This window comes from Chryseobacterium sp. SG20098, assembly GCF_031844745.1.
In the GTDB taxonomy this organism is placed as follows: Bacteria; Bacteroidota; Bacteroidia; order Flavobacteriales; family Weeksellaceae; genus Chryseobacterium; species Chryseobacterium cucumeris.
Genome location: NZ_CP134622.1, coordinates 81,902 through 104,120, shown reverse-complemented (window position 1 = coordinate 104,120; position 22,219 = coordinate 81,902). Strand labels below are relative to the sequence as shown.

21 protein-coding genes are annotated in these 22,219 nt (G+C 37.7%); 14 read left to right on the top strand and 7 right to left on the bottom strand.

Translation table 11 applies throughout. The features are described from left to right. Positions 1 to 46: 46 nt before the first annotated feature. Together argG and RHP76_RS00435 are read right to left on the bottom strand one after the other, a co-directional pair. Positions 47 to 1,243, bottom strand: coding sequence for an argininosuccinate synthase (argG, locus tag RHP76_RS00440; RefSeq protein ID WP_123277955.1), 1,197 nt, complete (start codon positions 1,241 to 1,243; stop codon positions 47 to 49). Then, positions 1,215 to 1,880: a GNAT family N-acetyltransferase gene (locus RHP76_RS00435; RefSeq protein WP_062670699.1), complete on the bottom strand. Its 666-nt coding sequence runs from the start codon at positions 1,878 to 1,880 to the stop codon at positions 1,215 to 1,217. The genes argG and RHP76_RS00435 overlap by 29 nt, the downstream gene beginning before the upstream one ends. A gap of 160 nt (positions 1,881 to 2,040) precedes the next feature. On the opposite strand from RHP76_RS00435, the gene RHP76_RS00430 reads away from it, so the two are divergent. The 13 genes from RHP76_RS00430 (at position 2,041) to nhaA (ending at position 17,873) form a co-directional block, all read left to right on the top strand. Next, positions 2,041 to 2,457 (top strand): IS1/IS1595 family N-terminal zinc-binding domain-containing protein, encoded by a 417-nt coding sequence (locus RHP76_RS00430; protein ID WP_062670701.1) that lies wholly within the window; start codon positions 2,041 to 2,043, stop codon positions 2,455 to 2,457. Between the two features lie 254 nt (positions 2,458 to 2,711). Further along, positions 2,712 to 4,091: a porin gene (locus RHP76_RS00425; protein WP_311229215.1), complete on the top strand. Its 1,380-nt coding sequence runs from the start codon at positions 2,712 to 2,714 to the stop codon at positions 4,089 to 4,091. 66 nt (positions 4,092 to 4,157) lie between these two features. Beyond that, the gene (locus RHP76_RS00420; protein WP_216444948.1) at positions 4,158 to 5,738 is read left to right on the top strand and encodes an MFS transporter; all 1,581 of its coding nucleotides are present in this window, start codon (positions 4,158 to 4,160) and stop codon (positions 5,736 to 5,738) included. 43 nt (positions 5,739 to 5,781) lie between these two features. Next, positions 5,782 to 6,009, top strand: a complete 228-nt coding sequence (locus RHP76_RS00415) for a DUF6814 family protein (protein ID WP_311229214.1) — start codon at positions 5,782 to 5,784, stop codon at positions 6,007 to 6,009. A 64-nt stretch (positions 6,010 to 6,073) separates the two neighbouring features. Continuing rightward, positions 6,074 to 6,532: a GNAT family N-acetyltransferase gene (locus RHP76_RS00410; RefSeq protein ID WP_120230605.1), complete on the top strand. Its 459-nt coding sequence runs from the start codon at positions 6,074 to 6,076 to the stop codon at positions 6,530 to 6,532. Positions 6,533 to 6,534: 2 nt separating this feature from the next. After that, complete coding sequence (locus RHP76_RS00405; protein WP_062670711.1) at positions 6,535 to 6,729, top strand: hypothetical protein; 195 nt, start codon at positions 6,535 to 6,537, stop codon at positions 6,727 to 6,729. Next, complete coding sequence (locus RHP76_RS00400) at positions 6,722 to 9,424, top strand: ATP-binding protein (RefSeq protein ID WP_409193539.1); 2,703 nt, start codon at positions 6,722 to 6,724, stop codon at positions 9,422 to 9,424. Before RHP76_RS00405 ends, RHP76_RS00400 begins: the two co-directional genes overlap by 8 nt. A 9-nt stretch (positions 9,425 to 9,433) precedes the next feature. Beyond that, positions 9,434 to 9,793, top strand: coding sequence for a response regulator transcription factor (locus RHP76_RS00395; protein WP_110011117.1), 360 nt, complete (start codon positions 9,434 to 9,436; stop codon positions 9,791 to 9,793). Between the two features lie 98 nt (positions 9,794 to 9,891). Continuing rightward, entirely contained in the window at positions 9,892 to 11,778 is a 1,887-nt protein-coding gene (locus RHP76_RS00390; RefSeq protein ID WP_311229212.1) for an AMP-binding protein, read from the top strand. A 61-nt stretch (positions 11,779 to 11,839) separates the two neighbouring features. Then, a complete protein-coding gene (acs, locus tag RHP76_RS00385; RefSeq protein WP_288442452.1) occupies positions 11,840 to 13,747 on the top strand; it encodes an acetate--CoA ligase in 1,908 nt (635 codons plus the stop codon). A gap of 259 nt (positions 13,748 to 14,006) precedes the next feature. Continuing rightward, the gene (locus RHP76_RS00380) at positions 14,007 to 14,372 is read left to right on the top strand and encodes a hypothetical protein (protein WP_062670722.1); all 366 of its coding nucleotides are present in this window, start codon (positions 14,007 to 14,009) and stop codon (positions 14,370 to 14,372) included. Positions 14,373 to 14,481: 109 nt separating this feature from the next. After that, positions 14,482 to 16,692: a RelA/SpoT family protein gene (locus RHP76_RS00375; RefSeq protein ID WP_062670724.1), complete on the top strand. Its 2,211-nt coding sequence runs from the start codon at positions 14,482 to 14,484 to the stop codon at positions 16,690 to 16,692. A gap of 2 nt (positions 16,693 to 16,694) precedes the next feature. Further along, positions 16,695 to 17,873 carry a Na+/H+ antiporter NhaA gene (gene nhaA, locus RHP76_RS00370; protein WP_079241208.1) on the top strand — a complete coding sequence of 393 codons (1,179 nt, stop codon included), beginning with the start codon at positions 16,695 to 16,697 and terminating at the stop codon, positions 17,871 to 17,873. On the opposite strand, the gene RHP76_RS00365 is transcribed toward nhaA, so the two are convergent. Next, on the bottom strand, positions 17,870 to 18,883 hold the full coding sequence (locus RHP76_RS00365) for a YihY/virulence factor BrkB family protein (RefSeq protein ID WP_062670728.1): 1,014 nt from the start codon (positions 18,881 to 18,883) through the stop codon (positions 17,870 to 17,872). The two genes, nhaA and RHP76_RS00365, sit on opposite strands and share 4 nt — an antisense overlap. 229 nt (positions 18,884 to 19,112) lie before the next feature. On the opposite strand from RHP76_RS00365, the gene rlmH reads away from it, so the two are divergent. Then, positions 19,113 to 19,586 (top strand): 23S rRNA (pseudouridine(1915)-N(3))-methyltransferase RlmH, encoded by a 474-nt coding sequence (gene rlmH / locus RHP76_RS00360; RefSeq protein ID WP_062670730.1) that lies wholly within the window; start codon positions 19,113 to 19,115, stop codon positions 19,584 to 19,586. A gap of 158 nt (positions 19,587 to 19,744) precedes the next feature. On the opposite strand, the gene RHP76_RS00355 is transcribed toward rlmH, so the two are convergent. The 4 genes from RHP76_RS00355 to RHP76_RS00340 all read right to left on the bottom strand — a co-directional run bounded on the left by RHP76_RS00355 (position 19,745) and on the right by RHP76_RS00340 (position 21,997). Next, positions 19,745 to 20,197, bottom strand: a complete 453-nt coding sequence (locus RHP76_RS00355) for a tRNA (cytidine(34)-2'-O)-methyltransferase (protein WP_062670732.1) — start codon at positions 20,195 to 20,197, stop codon at positions 19,745 to 19,747. A gap of 80 nt (positions 20,198 to 20,277) precedes the next feature. Continuing rightward, positions 20,278 to 21,090, bottom strand: a complete 813-nt coding sequence (locus RHP76_RS00350; protein ID WP_120230601.1) for a tetratricopeptide repeat protein — start codon at positions 21,088 to 21,090, stop codon at positions 20,278 to 20,280. Beyond that, positions 21,087 to 21,653, bottom strand: coding sequence for a phosphatase PAP2 family protein (locus tag RHP76_RS00345; protein ID WP_062670736.1), 567 nt, complete (start codon positions 21,651 to 21,653; stop codon positions 21,087 to 21,089). Before RHP76_RS00345 ends, RHP76_RS00350 begins: the two co-directional genes overlap by 4 nt. A 2-nt stretch (positions 21,654 to 21,655) precedes the next feature. Beyond that, a complete protein-coding gene (locus RHP76_RS00340) occupies positions 21,656 to 21,997 on the bottom strand; it encodes a Sec-independent protein translocase subunit TatA/TatB (protein ID WP_034696279.1) in 342 nt (113 codons plus the stop codon). Positions 21,998 to 22,219: the final 222 nt, after the last annotated feature.

Below are 22,219 nucleotides of genomic sequence, written 5' to 3'. Positions count from 1 at the left end.
TCTGACAGCATTTTGTTCTGCCTTTCATTACATCTTCCTTGCGGAACTAGTTGATATTTTGGTTAATCTGGTGGTATATATTTAAAGAATTGCTTACAATCTTCGTATATCCTTTTACATCTTCTCCCGTCCATGCTCTGTTCGCTTCTCCATAGCTTCCGAATTTGTCGGACATCAGATCATGATCAGATTCAATTCCATTAAGAATAAATCTGTAAGGATGAAGGGTTACAAATACTTTCCCGGTTACTGTTTTCTGAGAATCTACCAAGAACGACTCAATATTTCTCATGACAGGGTCTAAGAAAAGTGCTTCATGAAGCCAGTTTCCATACCAGTCGGATAACTGCGACTTCATCATTTGCTGATATTTTGAAAGCGTATGTTTTTCCAATAAATGATGCGCTTTAATAATCACCGATGCTGCTGCCGCTTCAAATCCTACTCGTCCTTTAATCCCAACAATGGTATCCCCTACGTGAATATCACGACCAATTCCATACGCTGAAGCCAGTTCTTCTATTTTTTGAATGGCGTATACTGAATGTTCAAAGCTTTCTCCATTGACTCCTACCACTTCTCCGTTTTTAAACTCGATCTCCAACTCTGAAGGTTGAGTTTCTTTAATTTGAGACGGAAAAGCTTCTTCCGGCAGGTAATTTCTGGATGTCAGTGTTTCTTTACCGCCTACTGAAGTTCCCCAAAGTCCTTTATTGACAGAATATTGAGCTTTTTGAAATTCCATTTCATAACCGTGTTCTTTCAAAAACTCAATTTCTTCTTCACGGGACAAAGCCATATCACGAATTGGAGTAATAATTTCAATATTTGGACACATCACCTGGAAAATCAAGTCAAAACGAACCTGATCGTTCCCTGCTCCTGTACTTCCGTGAGCAATGGCATCTGCCTGTACTTCAATGGCATATTTTGCAATCTCCTGCGCCTGAATAGTACGTTCAGCACTTACCGATAGAGGATAGGTATTATTTTTCAATACATTCCCGAAAATCAAATATTTCACACATGAATTATAGTAATCTTCCTGAGCGTCTACGCACCTGTACTCTTTTACTCCAAGGTTTAAGGCTTTTCTTTCCAACTCTTTTTCTTCTTCTTTTGAAAAACCTCCGGTGTTTACAGTAACGGCATACACATCATACCCTAGTGTTTCACTAAGATATTTAGCACAGTAGGAAGTATCTAAACCTCCGCTAAACGCTAAGATGACTTTCTTTTTCATCTGGACTCTTTTTATTTTTATTAATGGTCACATGGAATTCATCAAAATCTTTCTGAATCATTCCATCATATTTATTTTCAGGCAGATTATTCACTACCTCCTCTTTTTTTTTATCGTTTTCCGGAACAAATAACATGGCTGTACAAAGACAGTTTTTACGTTCCTTCATCATTAAAATTTCATAGTTTACACAATTTTTGCAGCCGTTCCAGAATTCTTCATCCTGAGTCAGTTCAGAATAGATCACGGGTTTATATCCCAAATCACTATTTATTTTCATTACTGCCAAACCTGTTGTTAATCCAAACACTTTCGCATCCGGATATTTGTCTCTAGATAACTGGAAAACTTTCTGCTTGATCTGAGTCGCTACTCCGCCGTTCCTGAATTTCGGTGACACAATCAGCCCCGAATTAGCCACAAACTTCCCATGTGACCAGGTCTCTATATAACAGAAACCTACCCACTCTCCGTTTTCAGTGGCTACCACAGCATTGCCTTCTGAAATCTTTTTACTCAAATATTCTATAGAACGTTTTGCGATACCCGTTCCTCTGCGCTGTGCAGAATCGTACATTTCCTGCTGTATTTCACTCACATACATTAGATGTTCGCATGAGGAAATTTCTATTTCCATTTATTTATCTAATTTTTTTGGCAAATTTAAAATATAATTTCTTTTAAATCCAAATTAAAAAGATATTTTTTTTGTTTTAAAATTTTAAGCAGGTAAAATTATCTTTATAAAAAAATATACATTTGCTAATTTATTATATATTTGCTAAAATAATATAGTTATGGAGAATACCTGTCCTAAATGCAAGAGTATCAAAGTAGTAAAAAGCGGTATCATCAACAATAAACAACGCTTCCACTGCAAAGACTGCAACTATTATTTTACCGTTAAAAAACTGGGAAAGCAAATAGACGATTACTATGTAACCAAGGCTCTTCAGCTTTATCTGGAAGGCTTAAGTTACCGTGAAATTGAAAGAATTATCGGTGTTTCCCATGTTACCATAAGCTCATGGATTAAAAAATACAATATCACAAGGCCGCCCCATTCTGAATTCCATCCTGTTTATAAGATACTAAAGCAAAGCGAACTGATTGAGTATATCGCTCAGGAAGAGAATATTAAAAACTCCGGAATTATCATCACACAATTTGCCGATAAGTATATGCTGATTAAGTGGGAACGGTTTAAAAAGTAGCGCGGGTTTCGGGACGCGAGTCATGAAGTTTTAAAACCGAGGTGAAAATACTCTTACAAAAAACTGTATATCAAATATTTAAAAAATCATAATTTTAAAATCTTAAACCCCAAACCTCGAACCCCGCATCCCGAAAATCAAATTCTACTAAATATTAACTATACTACTACCAATAATATATATTAAATTTTCATAAATAAATTATTAATTACAATTTGGCATTCACAAAAAACAACGCCAAAAATTGATAATTTATGAAGAAATTACTTACATTCATTGGATTAGCTTTAATCAGCAGTTCCTTATATTCACAAGGCTCTCCTGATTATGGCAGTGGCTTAAAACTTAACCTCAACCAAAACGGGGATAAATTCGTCAGATTTATTTTATGGGACCAGTTTTGGGTAAGAAATACATCTATGAACCCCGGAACCATGGTAGGCGGTGAACCTGCTGACAACTCATGGAGTCTGGGAAACAGAAGGTTACGTGCATTAACATACGCACAGATCTCTAAGAGATATATGATCCTGCTCCATTTCGGAATTAATAATCAGACTTTCATCAATGGCGGCGCTTCAGGCACCTCAGGAACAGGAGGTTATGGAAACGGAAAGAAAACCCAGCTGTTCTTTCATGATGCCTGGAACGAATATGCAGTTATTTTACCTGGAGAAGCGGGAAAATTCAGTTTAACTTTAGGGGCCGGACTACACTACTATATGGGACTTTCCCGTATGACCATGGCTTCCACGCTTAACTTCCTTACATTAGATTCTCCTGTTTTCTCATGGCCTTTGATTGATAATTCAGATCAGTTTGCAAGACAGCTCGGAATGTTTGCCAAAGGAAAGTATGGAAAACTGGAATATCGTTTCAGTTTAAATAAACCTTTCGCCACAGATCTTGTTCCTGTGAATGTAACAGATCCTTCAAAAGCAGTCGCTGTTGATAATAACGGAAATCCCAGTTTTTCAAAAGCAGGATATGTTGAATATCAGTTTCTTGATGAAGAATCCAACACACTTCCTTTTAAAGTTGGATCTTACCTGGGAACAAAAAAAGTCTTCAATGTAGGTGCTGGTTTTTATCATCAGGCTGACGGAACAAGAACTTCTGTCAATTCAAACATTGAAAAACATGATATTACCCTTTTTGCTGTAGATGCGTTTGCAGACATTCCTTTGGGTGAGGCAAAAAATAAAATGGCCGTTTCTGCCTATGCCGGATATTATAATTACAATTTCGGACCGAACTATGTAAGAAATCTGGGAACCATGAATATTGGCGCCTCTGATCCTAATTTTATAGGGAATAAAGCCATTGCAGGACCAGGAAATCTACAGCCAACTATTGGAACAGGTAATATTATCTACGCCCAGGCAGGTTTACTATTACCGAGTCAGGCAGAAAAGCCAAAAATCAGAATACAGCCTTTTGCTGCTTATACTCATAAAAGTTTTGAGGCTTTTGATAAATCTTCATCTCAGTTTGATGTCGGAGCCAATTGGTTTATAGACGGACATCACGCAAAAATAACGACACAGTATTCCACAAGGCCTGTTTATACAAATCCTACGGAAAGTCCTTCTTCTAAAGGAGAATTTATTGTACAGTTTCAGATCTACCTGTAAGGTTTTAATGGTTCAAAAAAAATTATAATTAACATCCTATTCCACTAACATCAAAAACTAATCAATATGAGCGAAAATCATCACGAAAGCTACGAAAATATGACCGACAGGCAGAAAAACCGCACCATCTGGAGTGTGATCACTGCCTCATCTCTCGGAACATTGATAGAATGGTATGACTTCTATATCTTTGGAAGTCTGGCCGTTGTTTTAGCGACCAAATTTTTCCCTGCGGATAATCCTACTGCCGCATTTTTATCTACCCTGGCTACTTTTGCTGCCGGATTTGTAGTAAGACCTTTCGGGGCATTATTTTTCGGGAGACTGGGAGATCTTATCGGAAGAAAATATACTTTCCTGGTTACGTTACTGATTATGGGATTTTCCACTTTCCTGATCGGATGTATTCCAAGTTATGAAACCATTGGATTTCTGGCGCCGGTTTTGGTTTTAATTTTAAGATTACTTCAGGGGCTTGCTTTAGGAGGTGAATACGGAGGTGCTGCCACGTATGTCGCAGAATACGCACAACCTCATCGCCGCGGATACTGGACCTCCTGGATCCAGACTACAGCAACAGCCGGACTTTTCATTTCATTAATTGTTATTCTGATCACCAAGACCACTCTTTCTGCAGAAGAATTCGATACGTGGGGATGGAGAGTTCCATTCTGGATTTCTATTCTGATGGTTGCTGTATCTTACATTATCAGAAAGAACATGAAAGAATCACCCCTTTTTGCGAAAGCCAAAAGCGAGGGAAAAACGTCCAAAAACCCTTTAAAGGAAAGTTTCGGAAACAAATACAATTTCAAATTTGTACTATTGGCTTTATTCGGGGCTGCGATGGGGCAAGGTGTAATCTGGTATACAGGACAATTCTATGCCATGAGTTTCCTTCAAAAGGTCATGAATGTAGAATCGGCGCAGGTAGATTCATTGATGGCTACGGCTTTATTTTTAGGAACACCCTTCTTTGTATTCTTTGGATGGCTTTCTGACAAAATCGGCAGAAAAGCAGTGATGATGACCGGAATGCTGATTGCTATTTTAGCGTACAGACCTATTTACGACAGCATGTTTAAAAGTGTAAACCTCGAAAACAAAACGATTGCAGCCAATGGAATTACAGAAAAAAGAACGGCTAAAATCCACAATGATATTGCGACAGACAGCCTGGTGACTTTTCACAAAGAAACACTTTATACAGACGGAACTTTAATTAAAAAAGACAGCGTAGTTCATTGGTCACCTTCAGGGATTGTTATGAAAGACGGAAAACCGGAAGAAGCCAAAGTTTCTCAAAGTTTAAAATTAAGTGACAACACCAAATGGTACCTGGTATTCCTTGTTTTCATCCAGGTGATCTTTGTAACGATGGTTTACGGACCTATCGCTGCCTTCCTTGTTGAAATGTTCCCTGTGAGAATCCGTTACACCTCAATGTCATTACCTTATCATATTGGAAACGGGGTATTTGGAGGACTTCTTCCAGCGGTAGCTACTTATCTGGTGACTACAGGAAAAGAAGCAGGACATGCAACATGGTATCTGGAAGGACTCTGGTACCCGATTGGAGTCGCTGCTGTATGTTTGATCATCGGATTATTTTATCTTAAAAATAAGAACAATAATCTTCACGATTAGGTACTGAATCACTCAAATTTTTATTAATTTTAAAACTACTAAAATGAACGGACTAAAAAAAATATTAGGCATTCTCTGGATCGCAATAGCATTAATTGTGGGTTACTTCGGAATTACCGTACTGGGAATCCCGAAAATAACTTCCGGAAAACAGGAAGATCTGGTTTTTGGCATCATCATTCTTTTTGTACTGATGCCGATTATCTCAGGCGGAATGGCAGTTTTCGGTTATTACGCCTTAAAAGGAGAATATTCTGACGATAAAATTTAAAAGCAAAAAACAGGTCATTGATGAATGCGGCATTCATCAATGATCTGTTATCAATTATAAAAAAATGGATATCACGATTAAAGCAATTCCCCGTCCTTCTCAGGATAAGAGCGTTATTGACCTCATCCACAGATTAAATACTTCTCTTATTACAATCTCTGGTGAGAGTGGAAGCAAAAGTGCAAACCTTGATGACTTTTCTCAGGAGAAAGCTTTGTTCCTCATTGCTGTAAGTGATGAAAAACCCATAGCCTGTGGAGGTTTTCGCCCCCTTTCACCAGAAGTATGTGAAATTAAACGCATGTTCTCCCTGGAAAAAAACATAGGCCTAGGCGGAAAGATTCTCTCAGCGTTAGAAAAAGCCGCAAAACAATTTGACTATAAATACATCTATCTGGAAACCCGTAAAAAAAATGACAATGCCGTAAAGTTTTATCTGAAAAACGAATATAAGGTCATTGAAAATTATGGAATTTACATCGGACGTGAAGAAGCGATATGCTTCAGTAAGGAAATAAAATAATTATGAAAAAAAGACACGAACAAAAACTTATCATACTGAGCGTAGGGCTTATGATTGCTTTCAGCATTCCTATTTCACTTCTTTTCAATAGTGACAGAGAAGTTTTGGGGTATCCTATGATCCTTATTTATCTGTTCGTGGTCTGGATGATTTCCATTGTGATTTCTTTTGTAATTGTAAAAAGACATGATGAGTAGTTTCGCATTATTTTTTGTCGTTCTGTTTTATCTGGCCCTCCTTTTCTTAGTTGCCTACCTGGCAGAGAAGAAAAGAAGCAAGCTTTGGATCAATAATCCATACATCTATGCTTTATCTCTTGCTGTATATTGTACTGCCTGGACGTATTATGGAAGTATCGGTGTGGCAGCGACAAGCGGATTAAACTATTTGCCAATTTACATTGGACCTATTATGATTATTCCGGCATGGATCTATATCAATACCCGGATTGTAAGAATTTCAAGGGTCAACAAAATAAGCAGCCTGGCCGATTTCATTTCATTGAGATACGGGAACAGCAGAAGCCTGAGTGCCATTATCACGATAGTCTGCCTTCTGGCGATAGTTCCTTATATCGGGCTGCAGATTAAAGCCATTTCTGAAACCTTCCATCTGGTAACTGAAACTCCGATGTCGAAAGACATTCTTACTGATAATGCAACTTTCGTGGTAATTTTAATCGCTTTATTTTCTTCTTACTATGGAACACGATATGTGGATGCTTCAGAAAAAAGGCTTGGAATTATCTCCGCCATTGCTCTGGAAAGTTTTTTAAAGCTATTTTTCATTATCATTCTCGGATTTTTTGTTATTTATTATGTTTTTGATGGTTTCTCAGATATTTATGAGAAGGCCAGTAAATTTGAAGATTTTAAAGAAAAAAACACCTTCAACGGAATTGAAGGTGCCCTGAACTGGATGGTTCTCTGCATGATTTCTGCAACAGCGATCTGCATTCTTCCAAGACAGTTTCACACCGCTATTGTTGAAAACAGGCAGGAAAAGCACATCAGAACAGCTATTTGGTTTTTTCCGCTTTACCTTCTAATCTTTACTGTATTTATTTTCCCGATTGCCTGGGGAGGAAGATTAATTTTTGACGGACAGAAAGTAAATCCTGAGTTCTACTCTATTCTGATTCCACAGCATTTCGACAATACTTTGATCACAGTATTCGTCTTTCTTGGAGGATTGAGCTCATGTATTTCCATGATCATTATCTCTGCCATTACTTTATCCATAATGCTTTCCAACAATCTCATCATTCCATACGGATTGCTGGGAAAATTAAAATCTGAAAGCGAGGAGCAAAATACAAGAATCATCACCAATATCAGGAAGTTCAGTATTTTCGCATTGATCATTATGACTTTTGCCTTCTACAAGTATTTCATTTTGAAAACTTCCCTGGATTCGGTAGGATTAATCTCATTTGTCGTGATTGCACAGCTGGCACCTGCATTTTTCGGAGCTTTATTCTGGAGAAGAGGAAGTTATAAAGGTGCTGTTACAGGACTTTTAGCCGGATTGGTAATCTGCTATTTCGGACTGATTATTCCCCAGTATTATTTTTCGTACAATCAGGAATTTAAAGGGGTCTTGAGGGATATGTATAATGCTTTCGGTTTTTTTACCATTCCTTATTTAGGAAGAATTCCACAGATCTTTTTCTGGTCGATGCTGGTCAATACAAGCTTATTTACCATTGTTTCCGTAAGTTCAAAAGGAAATTACCGTGAAAGAAACTTTGCTGAGCTTTACGTAGACATCGATAAGTACATTCAGAATCACGAAAATGCTTTTATCTGGCGAGGAACAGCCTATATTTCTGATATTCAGAATATTCTGGAACGTTTCTTAGGTAAGAATAAAACGGAACAGGCCTTAAGGATTTTTAATTTAAAATATAACATCGACTCCAATACTGAGACAGCCGATTCAAGGTTTATCAAATTCTCAGAAAACCTTTTGGCCGGAAGAATCGGTACAGCTTCCGCAAAAATATTGATTGAAGGAGTAACCAAGGAAGATAAAATATCTTTAAAAGAAGTTTTAAATATTCTCGAAGAATCGCAGGAAAATATCAGCTTAAATAAAAAGCTTACCGAACAGTCTGCAGAACTTCAGAAACTGTCTAATGATCTGAGGACTGCCAATGAAAGTCTGATTATTAAAGACCGCCAAAAAGACGATTTTCTGGATTCTGTCGCTCACGAGCTAAGAACTCCGATTACGGCCATCCGTTCAGCAGGAGAAATTTTAGCGGATGACGATGATATCCCTTTTGACATCAAACAGGAGTTTTTAAACAACATCATCACAGAATCCGACAGATTAAGCGAAATCATCAATGATATTCTTTATCTGGATAAATTGCAGCATGGTGAAATCTCTCTGCATATTCAGGAAAACAATATTGTTGACACGTATAAAAAAGCATTGAATCCGCTTCTTCACCTGATACAGCAGAAAAATATTCATTTGAGTGAAGTTAATCTCCTGAATCAGTCTATATTTGAATATGATGAAGCAAGAATGATTCAGCTGTTTCAGAATATCTGGGGAAACGCTTTAAAATTTACGGAAGAACACGGCACCATTCAGACCAAATTGTTTGAAAAGGACCAGCAGCTGATCATTACCATTTTCAATACGGGAAAGCATATCCCGGAAGAGGATCTGGAAATGATTTTTGATAAATTTTATCAATCGAAAAACCAAAACATATTAAAGCCTACAGGAAGCGGACTGGGATTGGCCATTTCCAAAAAAATTGTAGAGGCACACGGAGGAAGTATAAAAGCAGAAAACAGCGGGCTGGGCGTAACTTTCACCATCAACATTCCCAAAAAAACTAAAAAAGAGATTACAGATGAAGTTGAACACCATTAAAACCTTCTTATGAGAAAGATAATCATTGCGGATGACGAACACAAAATATTGATGTCGTTGGAATACAGCTTTAAGAAAAACGGATATGATGTTTATATTGCCCGTGACGGAATGGAAGTCCTTGACTTTCTGAAAACCATGGTTCCGGATGTGATTCTTCTAGATATCATGATGCCGAATCTTGATGGCTACAGCACCCTGGATCTTATTAAACAGGATGAAAAACTGAAAGACACCAAAGTGATCTTTCTAAGTGCTAAAAATAACCCAAGAGATATTGAAAAAGGATTGGAAATGGGTGCCGATGCCTATGTAACCAAACCTTATTCAATAAAAAAACTGATGCAACAAATTGAGGAGATGTTCTAAGAGATTGCTTCGCCTGCGGCTCGCAATGACACGACTACTTATCCTTGTCAAGATTTAAAACCTTGACAAGGATAAAAAACTAACACACAACTAATGATATGAATACAGATACCTTATTTAAACAAAGCATAGAAAACAAAGAAGGCTTCTGGAAGGAACAGGCCGGGAAAATACAATGGTTTGAATTTCCGCAGCAGATTCTTTCCAATGGTGAAAACGATTACCCACAGTGGTTTTCTGATGGGAAGCTCAATATGTGTTACTTATGTATTGACAGACACATTGAAGACGGTTTTGGTGATCAGGTTGCGATCGTTTATGATTCTCCTGTAACCCATCAGAAGAAAACCTACACATTTCATCAGGCAAAAGAGGAAATAGCAAAACTGGCTGGAGGATTGGTTTCTTTAGGGTTAAAAAAAGGAGACACAGCCGTTATTTATATGCCTATGATTCCGCAGACACTTTTTGCCATGCTGGCATTCGCAAGAATCGGGGTGATTCACAATGTGGTTTTCGGAGGCTTTGCACCTCATGAGCTTGTTGTCAGAATTGATGACTGCAAACCGAAAGTTTTAATCACAGCCACGGCCGGTGTCGAAATTGCAAAGAGAATCCCTTATCTGCCACTGGTAGAAAAAGCAATTGAGCTGGCTCAGGACAAAGTAGACAATATTGTTGTATACAACAGAAAATTAGTAGATAATCAGGATGAAATGTTTGACGGACTTATTGATTATGAAGAACTGGTAGAAAAATCAGCTCCTGCGGACTGCGTTTCTGTAGAATCCACTCATCCGCTTTACCTGCTTTACACCTCAGGAACTACCGGAAAACCTAAAGGAATCGTTCGTGACACAGGAGGTTATGCCACGGCATTACAATTCTCAATGACTTACATCTATGGTGTAGAACCGGGAGAAACCTATTGGGCTGCTTCAGACTTCGGATGGGCGGTTGGCCATAGTTTTTCTGTGTACGGACCCTTAATCAATAGAAACACGACTGTTATTTTTGAAGGAAAACCCATCATGACTCCTGATGCAGGAACTTTCTGGAGAATTATCTCAGAATATAAAGTTTCGGTAATGTTTACGGCCCCTACTGCTATCAGAGCTATTAAAAAAGAAGATCCGAACGGAGAACTGGTAAAAAAATACGATCTAACCCATTTTAAAAAACAGTTTCTCGCTGGTGAAAGATGCGATGTTGCCACTTTGGACTGGTTTGCAGAACATATTGGTGTTCCGGCAATAGACCATTGGTGGCAGACAGAATCCGGCTGGCCAATGCTGGGGTTGTTGACTCATGATGAAAATTATCAGATCAAAAGAGCATCTGCAGGAAAGCCTGTTCCGGGATATGATATTAAGATATTTGATGAAAACGGTTACGAACTCAATCCTCATCATGAAGGTTATCTGGTGATCAAACTTCCCCTTCCACCTGGCGCTATGCTTGGAATATGGAAAGACTACGCCCGTTTTGAAAGCAGTTATATGTCTCAATATAAAGGGTATTATTTTTCGGGAGACGGTGCTATTCAGGATGAAGACGGCTATATTTTCATTACAGGAAGAGTGGATGATGTAATTAATGTAGCAGGACACAGGCTTTCGACCTCCGAAATGGAAGAAATTGTTTCCTCACATCCTGATGTTGCCGAATGTGCTGTTGTAGGTATTGATGATGATTTAAAAGGACAGGTTCCTTTTGCCACGGTGGTGTTGAAAAACGGCTCGGCGATTTCTGAAGAAGATATTGAAAAAGACATCGTTCAGATGGTTCGCAACAAAATCGGAGCAGTTGCTTTTTTAAAAAACGTAATGGTTGTCAAACGTTTACCCAAGACGAGATCCGGAAAAATTTTAAGAAAGCTGATCCGGACACTGCTGGACGGTAAAGATTTTCAGATTCCATCCACTATTGATGATGAAAAAATCATTGAGGAAATCCAGGAAAAAATCAAGGTTTATAGAGCTTAAACGGGAAATTAAACATAAATTTAAAATATAATAAATTCAAATTTCAAAAAACGAAAGGGATATGAGAAATTACTTAATAGAAGATTTACCACAATATTTTGAAGACTATAAGAAGTCTATCAAAAATCCTAAAAAATTCTGGGATAAAGTTGCAGATCAAAACTTCGTGTGGTATCAGAGATGGAGCAAGGTTGTTAAGTACGACATGAATGAAGCGAAGATCACCTGGTTTAAAAATGCGAAACTCAATATTACCAAAAACTGTCTCGACAGACATCTTACCATAAGAGGGGAAAAAACAGCAATCATCTGGGAACCCAACGATCCTAAGGAAGAAGCACAGCATATTTCTTACAACGAATTATACACCCGGGTGAATAAAACGGCTAATGTTTTGCGCGATATGGGTATTGAAAAAGGAGACAGGGTCTGCATTTATCTTCCTATGATTCCTGAATTGGCTGTTACGATGCTTGCCTGTGCAAAACTGGGAGCTGTTCATTCTGTTATTTTTGCAGGATTCTCAGCTTCAGCAGTGGCTTCAAGGGTCAATGACTGTGAAGCAAAAATGGTTATCACATCAGATGGAAGCTACAGAGGTAATAAAGTTCTGGATCTGAAAAGCATTGTAGATGATGCGCTGGAAAAAACGCCGACCGTGGAGAAAGTTCTTGTGGTAAAGAGAACCCACAACGAAATTACCATGAAAGAAGGAAGAGATTACTGGATGGCCGATCTGTATGAAAAAGCTTCTCCTGATTTCGTTACTGTCATTATGGATTCTGAAGATCCTCTTTTCATTCTTTATACTTCAGGATCTACAGGAAAACCAAAAGGAATGCTGCACACCTGCGCCGGGTATATGGTGTACACCGCATATACTTTTAAAAATGTATTCAACTATAAAGAAAATGATATTTACTGGTGTACGGCAGATATCGGATGGATCACAGGACACTCCTATATTCTTTACGGGCCGCTGTTGAACGGTGCTACTACAGTGATCTTTGAAGGAGTTCCTACTTATCCGGAACCGGACCGCTTCTGGGAAGTGATTGAAAAGCACAAGATCACTCAGTTTTATACGGCACCTACTGCGATCCGTTCCTTAGCAAAAGAAAGTACAGAATGGGTAGACAAACATGATCTAAGTTCTCTGAAGGTCATTGGCTCAGTAGGTGAACCTATCAATGATGAAGCATGGCACTGGTTCAATGACCATGTTGGGAAGAAAAAATGTCCGATTGTAGATACATGGTGGCAAACGGAAACAGGAGGAATCATGATTTCACCGCTTCCTTTTGTAACGCCTACAAAGCCTACTTATGCTACCCTTCCTTTACCAGGTGTACAACCTGTTCTGATGGATGATAAGCGCAATGAAATCACAGGAAATCAGGTAACAGGAAATCTTTGTATCCGTTTTCCATGGCCCGGAATCGCAAGAACCATCTGGGGTGACCATCAAAGATATAAAGAAACTTATTTCACAGCTTTCCCTGGAAAATATTTTACAGGAGACGGAGCTTTGAGGGATGAAGTGGGCTATTACAGAATTACCGGGCGTGTAGATGATGTAATTATCGTTTCAGGGCATAATCTTGGGACAGCTCCTATTGAAGACAGCATCAACCAGCATCCGGCTGTTGCAGAATCCGCCATTGTAGGTTACCCTCATGACATCAAAGGAAATGCGCTGTATGGCTATGTAATGCTTAAAGAAACCGGAGAAGGACGTGATAAGGAAAATCTTAAAAAGGAAATCAATCAGTTAATTTCGGATCAGATCGGACCCATTGCGAAACTGGATAAAATACAGTTTGTTTCCGGGCTTCCGAAAACACGTTCCGGAAAGATCATGCGTAGAATTCTGAGAAAAATTGCAGAGGGTGACTTCAGTAATTTCGGAGACATCAGTACACTTTTAAATCCTGAAATTGTAGAGGAAATTAAAAACGAAAGAATTTAAATTTAATCAATTTTTTAACCAATAGAAGCCCTGGAAGTTATTTTCAGGGCTTTTTATTTTAGAACAAGGAAATTATCAGGAGATGGAAACGAATATTATCCAAATTGTTAAAATTAAACACCCGTTCAACAATCATTCTTAAAACATTATCATCATCTATTGAAAACTGAATATTAATTAACAAATTATATTGACTTAAATGCAATGATAATCAGAAAATTATTACTAACTTTAATGGGAACTTTAAAACCAATTAACTATGTCACATATATTAGCTGGAGTATTTGGTCATCACAGCGACTACAAAAAACTGGAAAGTGATCTGGAAAATTCAGGATTCGGAACTTCAGATTACATTGTATACCTTAATGATGGTTCCGGTAATTCCCAATATTTGGCAAGTGTTACCGTTAATGATCTTACTCAGATTGACCTTGCACGGAATGCATTTGTTCAGAATGCAGCATTGAAATCCTACTTATTTGAAAATATGAACATCAATGAAACCAATTACGATACCATCAAAAGGTATATTGATGCAAGAAACAGAGCTGAAATCCACAGCAGCCCTGATATTAAAATCAAAACATCAAGTGACGGTATGAATTCTGAAGTCAAATTCTAATCGATATAAAATCTAATAGCCGAAGATCCGTAGTGTATACTGCGGATCTTTTATGTTTGAAAAAACTAAAAAATTTCGTATTTTCGTCTAATTATAGGCATGTGCACAAATGAGCTACGATTTAGAACAAGAGAATAAAGAGATCCTTGCCAGATATAAGGACCTGATCTCTAATACATACAGAACATTGGATGAGGAAAATAATAAGCTCATCCGAAAGGCATTCGATATCGCGCTGGATGCCCACAAGGATCAAAGGAGAAAATCCGGAGAACCTTACATCTACCACCCTATTGCTGTTGCTAAGATTGTAGCAACAGAGATTGGTCTGGGTGCTACTTCTATTGCCTGTGCACTTCTGCACGATGTGATTGAAGATTCTGATTATACCTACGAAGACCTGAAAAAAATATTCGGAGAAAAGATTGCCAATATCGTGAATGGACTGACGAAAATTTCCATCATGAACCATCAGAATATCTCTGTACAGTCTGAAAACTACAGAAAACTTTTACTGACATTATCTGAGGATTTCAGGGTGATTCTGATTAAAATTGCAGACCGTCTCCATAATATGAGGACTCTGGAAAGCATGGCTCCGGATAAGCAGAAAAAAATTGCTTCGGAAACAGTGTATATCTATGCTCCAATGGCTCACCGTCTTGGATTGTATAATATCAAATCTGAGCTGGAAGATCTTTCTTTAAAGTATAATAATCCCGAAGTCTATAACGAGATCACGGAGAAGTTGGAACTGGCCAAGGAAAGCCGTGAAAGATATATCGAAGAATTTAAAAAAGAAGTATCTGAAAGACTTCATGAAGAAGGCTTAAACTTTAAAATCAAAGGCCGCGCGAAAGCTATTTCTTCCATCTACAGAAAAATGCTGAAACAGGGAGTTTCCTTTGAAGAGGTTTTTGATAACTATGCGATCAGAATTATTTATAAATCGGATGCAAAAAATGAAAAATTTCTGGCGTGGAAGATCTACTCTATCGTTACGGATGTATACCACAGTAACCCTTCCAGAATGCGTGACTGGATTACCCAGCCCCGTTCTACAGGATATGAAAGTTTACATTTAACGGTTTTAGGCCCTGATAAAAAGTGGATTGAAGTACAGATCCGTTCGGAAAGAATGGATGAAATTGCTGAGAAAGGAGTTGCTGCACACTATAAATACAAAGAAGGTTACAAACAGAGTTCTGATGACAGAAATTTTGAAAAATGGGTAACCGAGATTCGTGAAGTACTGGAACAGCAGCAGAATCTTTCCACCTCGGAGCTTCTGGATAACATTAAGCTTAACTTATATTCCAAAGAAGTATTTGTCTTTACGCCAAAAGGAGAAATTAAAATCCTTCCGACTAATGCTACCGCTCTGGATTTTGCCTTCTCTGTTCACTCCGATCTGGGAATGAAATGCTTAGGTGCCAAGATCAATGGAAAACTGGTTCCTATTTCCTATATCCTTCAAAACGGAGATCAGGTAGATATTCTTTCGTCACAGAATCAGAAGCCTAAATCTGACTGGCTGGAATTCGTAGTAACATCGAAAGCCAAATCCAAGATTAAAAGTTATCTGAACTCTCAGAAAAACCAATTGGTGGAAGAAGGAAAAGAAATTCTGCAGAGAAAACTTCGTCATGCGAAAATTAATTTTAATGATGAAGAAATTAATAAACTGCAAAAGTTCTTTAATTTAAAATCATCTCAGGAGCTCTTCCTTAAATTCCAAAGTAATGAACTGGATGTAAGCAGCCTGAGAAAATATATAGAAAGTAAAAACGTATTCAACAATTTACTTTCAAGATTCAGAAAATCGCCTAATAAAAGTCAGCATTTCGAGGATCTGAAAGAGGAAAACCTTGACATGATTGTCTTTGGGAAGGACGAAGAGAAGCTTAACTATACGTATGCAAAATGCTGTACCGTAATTCCGGGAGACAAAATTTTCGGATTCATCACGATTTCAGACGGAATCAAAGTGCATAGTGACAACTGCCCGAATGCCATCAATCTGAGAGCTCAGTACGATTATCGTGTTATTCCGGCCAAGTGGGTGAATGCAGAAAGCTTCAAAAACAGAGTAAAAATTGAAATTGAAGGACTTGACAGAATGGGTATGATTAATGATATCACGACTGTCATCAGTGGAAGTATGGGGATGGATATGAAAAGTATGTCTATTGAATCCAACAATGGTGTTTTCACAGGAAATATCAACCTCGAAGTCAAAAATAAAGGTCAGTTAGAAGAGACCTTTAAAAAACTTAAAAATATTAATGGTGTTTCCAGAGTGAGACGAGTACAATCGTAAACATGAATTTATCTCTTTATTTTAAAAAATTTTTCAACAACAGTCAGTCCTCAGGAATTATTCTTATTTTCTGTGTACTTATTTCATTGCTTATTGCCAATTCGTCTGCTGCAGAGAACTTTCAGCATTTTTTAGACCAGGAAGTAGGAACTCATCTTTTTGGTTTGGAATATCCTGTCAGCATCTGGATCAATGACGGATTAATGGCAGTTTTCTTCCTTCTGGTAGGCCTTGAAATAAAACGTGAATTGGTAGAAGGCGAACTTTCATCCTTTAAAAATGCCTCCCTTCCTATTTTTGCTGCGGTAGGAGGAATGCTTATTCCGGCAGTAATCTACAGCATTTTCAATACAGGAACGGAATACAGCAATGGTTGGGGAATTCCTATGGCAACCGATATTGCATTTTCTCTGGCTATCATTTCGATGTTAGGTAAAAAAATTCCTAATTCTATCAAGATATTTTTAGCGGCATTAGCTATTGTAGATGACCTGGGAGCGATCCTCGTGATTGCGATTTTCTATACGGAGCAAATCCACTGGAGCTATCTTCTCCTATCTTTTGGAGTGACTGCCCTACTTTTTATTTTAAACTTTTTAAAAGTAACCAAAACAATATTTTATATCATTCCGGGATTGTTTTTATGGTATTTCCTCCATCATTCCGGAATTCATGCTACGATAGCGGGTGTTTTGCTTGCATTTTCCATTCCTACCAATGCTTCGAATGTAGAAATTTCACCATTGGAAAAGCTGGAGCATCAGCTTCATATTCCGGTAAGTTTTCTCATTATGCCCATATTTGCTTTAACGAATACCAATATTACTTTCTCCAGTGAAATGGTCGCAGGAGTGACAAGTACGTTAGGTCTGGGAATTATCTGTGGATTGGTGTTGGGTAAGCTGATCGGGATCAATTTATTCTCATTGATTGCCATCAAATTAAAACTCAGTTCCCTGCCTCAAAACAGTAACTGGTTACAGATGATTGGTGTAGGGTTGTTAGCCGGAATCGGGTTTACGATGTCCATTTTTATTGCATTGCTTTCCTTCAAAGGAGAAATTCCGATTCAGGATGAAGCGAAGTTTGCCATCCTGATTGCGTCTTTTATCGCTGCCATTGCAGGATTTACCATACTTAGCGTAAGCTCAAAAGAAAACCCTGAACTGGAAGAGAATTAATCTTTCTTCCGGTTCTCCAATTTTCTTTTATGTTCCTCATCACTATCAAAGTCAGGTTCAGTAATCTGGGTGTGATATCCTGAAGCTTCCTTCTCAATCTCATCAGACAACAGCTTTTCTATTCTGAGTTTTCGGATCGCCATATTCAGCTCATTTCCGAATAAAAGGAGATATACATTGACATTCACCCAAACCATCAGCAGAATCATGCTTCCTATAGACCCGTAAAGAACGTTATATCGGGCTATATCTTTTACATAAATAGCAAAAATATACGTTGTAACCACAAATAGTACCGTTGTCAGAATGGCTCCCGGAACTGCTTGTCGGAATCTTGTAATCTTCACAGTACCCAGCCAGTAAAATAAGGTCAGAAGTATAAAGTAAAAAAGCGGGAAAGAAACAAACCCGATAATCTTGGAAAGGTTGTCTACAAGCCACGTTACATCATAAGCCGGAGTAAAAAGCTTCATTACAACCTCTGCGTAATACACTCCAAACAGTGTTAAAAAAACGATGGTAATAAAGCCTATCGTGATAAAAAATGAAAGAATAAACTCTTTTACATCACTTAATTTTTCATCTGTATTTTCATTAAAACCATTAATTAGGGAAAATGTACCATTGGTCGCAAAAATAAGAGCCAGAAGAATGGTCAGGTTACTGATTCCTTTCATATTCGGAATGATATTGCTTACAATGTATCCTTTCACGTCTCCTTCCATGTTGGAAGGGAAAACATTATGCATCAGTACATCAAAAATATAAAACTGAAGCTCATCATATAGCGGCATATGAGGCAGAACAGAAAGCAAAAACAGAATAAACGGAAAGAGACTTATGGTAAAACTCCAGGAAATAGCAGCCGCTTTTCTTCCAATTTTTCCTTTAAAAATCCCGGAGATATAGATCTGAAACATCTGCCAAAGCGATATTCCTAAAACAGGAATATGGATGCTGTCAAAAAACTCTTGAATCTTTAAAATAAATTTAGGAACCTTTACACTCATCGATCTGTTTGTCTTTATACAAAGGTAGGGGAATTAAATTAAATAGGGAAAAGATATAAGGTGATAGGTGGCAGGAATTAGATAACAGGTCGCTGATGTTGGGTAGCAGGGATTAAGGGAGAATTTGAGAGTGGGAGGACTTTAGAGTGTAAACTAAAAAACTTACAACCAAAAAACCAGCAACAAATTAACTGCGAAACCCTATCTTTGCCATCTGAAAATTCTTGCAATGCGAATCAGTTTACTTTGTATCGGTAAAACAGATGATAAGGAAATTACCTCTTTAATCAATTATTATCTCAACCGTTTACCCAAACACTGGAATTTTGAAATTACAGAAATTCCGGATGTAAAAAATGCCAAAAACCTATCTCCTGATCTTCTTAAAAAGGAAGAAGCCAAGTTATTCTTAAACCATATTGATAAAAACGATCTGGTAGTGATTCTTGATGAAAAAGGAAAACAGTTTACCAGCCGGGAGTTTTCTCAGAAAATTGATACCTGGATGAATTCCTCCGTAAAGAAAATACATATTCTGATTGGAGGAGCTTATGGCTTTTCTGAAGAGATCTACAGTAGAGCGAATGAAAAAATGTCTTTATCGAAAATGACTTTTACCCACCAAATGATCCGTCTGTTTATTGTAGAACAGCTTTACCGTGCGGACCAGATTCTACAGGGAAAACCTTATCATAACGATTAAAAAAAGAGGCTCCCGAGAATGTCATTCTGACGAAAGAAGAATCTCACCAATACAATTTATGAGATTCTTCACTCCATTTCTGAGCTACGTTCGCAGACTTTCAGTCTGTGTTCAGAATGACAAAAGCCAAATAATTTGACTTTTGAAACAACTTATCTCTATTTCAGACTGATCTGTCTCTTTGCTTCTCCTACCACAAAAGCAACAGAATTAGCAATATTAAAGCTCCTGATGAGTTTCGACATAGGAATGGTGAGATGATTTTCAAACAGGTCCAGGACCTCTTTACTCAGTCCCACACTCTCCTTTCCGAAAACCAACCAATCTCCATCCTGAAAGTCCGTTTCAAGGTATGATTTTTCGGCATGTGAACTCATTAAAAATACTCGTGATACATCAGGAATTACTTTAATCCATTCTTTTACATCTGCATATTCAGAAACATCGAGATGTACCCAATAATCCAACCCGGAACGCTTCAGGTTTTTATCATTAATTACAAATCCAAACGGATGAATCAGGTGTAATCTGCTTTCAGTTCCTACACATAATCTTCCAATATTTCCAGTATTATTAGGTATTTCGGGTTCTACAAGAACAATATTCAACATCTTTCTATCTCTTTTCGTTTTTTAGTATGGACTTTTTAGTATGGATTTATTTAAATGATTTGGGTAGAGTGTTTTTTAATTTATTTCTTTACACATTTAGCATAAGAATCAGTCAGGACTGCTTTTTCATAGCCTAAAGCAACTGCTTTATCCAGATTTTCACAAGCTTCCTTAATTTTGGATGTGTCCATGAGAATCATAGCCTTGCTCACATAAGATTGGGCAAATTTCGGGTCTATGGAAATTGCTTTGTTGGCATCTGTAAGAGCTTCTTTATATTTTTTCATTTTAAAATAGACGTCTGCTCTCCCATTATAAAGCAGTGATTCCGGTTTTTCAGAAAGAAGTTTATTATAATCTTTTAAAGCTCCGTCCAGGTCACCATTATTTTTTTTCAGATTGGCCAGTCCTGTTTTTGCAAAAAGATTGTCAGGAGCAAAAGTCAGAATCTGATTAAGGTCTTTGATGGCCAGGTCTTTTTTCCCCTGACTGTCATAAATTTTGGAACGTGTAAGATACAGATCCGGAGTTTCAGCATTTACCTGAAGTCCTTTTTCTATATATTCCAGGGCTTTTACTTTATTTCCTTTCTGACTGTAAAGCGACGAAAGATTGACGTATACAGAAACCGACAGCGGATTTGCTTTCAGGGCAGAATCGTAGGATTTAAAAGCCTGCGTCGTTTTTCCAAGCCTTCTCTGAGCTGTTCCGAGATAATCGTAATATTCTGATTGAAATTTTTGGATCTGTTCTTTTTCTGCCAATTTTAAATACTGCTCTTCTGCACATTTATAATCAGCTTTTTGAAAACATTCTTCAGCCAGTTTTTTATCCTGGGCATAGAAATTTAAAGAAAAACAGAGGGAAATTACTACTAGTAAAGTTTTTTTCATGAAGTTATAGTTTGTTTGTTGATCACTTTTTTGGCGAGTGCACCAAATATCACTCCCAATAAAGATCCAACAAACGCCCCCACCAAAATATCTATCGGGAAATGCACTCCTAAATATATACGGCTGTAGGAAACCACTATAGCCCATACAAATATAGCATATGGAAACCATTTAAGCTTATTTTTTAATAAAATACTTAAAAAGGATGCCAAAAAGAATGTATTGGAAGCATGAGCAGAATAAAATCCAAACTGTCCACCACATTTCACAATTCTCATGTGATGCTCTAAAGTAGGATCATGACACGGTCTGAGCCTTGCCACACCATATTTGAACACACTGGCTAACTGATCAGAAACCGTTGCTCCAATAGCCAAAAATATAAGGATAAAAACTAATGATCTTAGTTTGTGGTTTTTATATAAAAAATAAAGAAATATAATATAAAGAGGCACCCAGATCCAGGTACTGGAAATCAGCATCCAAAACTGGTCGAAAGATGAATCGCCCAAATTATTAAGGTAAAGAAATACCTTCTTATCTTCCTGAATGATTTCCTCCATACTTATCTGCTTACAGGTCCTTCGTAAGTCTCATCATCTGCAGGCTTCGGTTTTGGAGGCTCATTGGAAGCAACAGAAGAAGGTTCCGTCAGAATATCTTTCTGAATATCATTCATCGGGTTGAAATCCTTTGCAGCATCTTTTACCTTCTCAATCTCACGTTTGATTTCAGAAACAGGATTATCTGTTTCCTTCATGATTTCAGTTTTGATATCTTCTACTGCTCCACGCATCTTTCTAACGCCTGCACCTAAATCACGCGCAATCTGGGGCAGCTTATCCGGACCGAATAATACAACGATTGCAATGGCAATGAGTGCCATTTCTCCAATGCTTAATTCCATGGTGTAAAATTACGAAAGATTATTGCATTTATAGACTGTAAACTAAAAATTTAAACAAATTTTAAGATTTTATAATGAAGTTCAGGATTCAAGGTTCAAGGTTTAAAGTTCAAGGTTTAAGGTTTTTTAGACGGGTTGCGGGTTTTGAGATTACTTTTTTTACGTGGGGCGAGTTGCTCTTTCTTTTTATTACTGTTTACCCACAAACTTTAAACTAAGAAC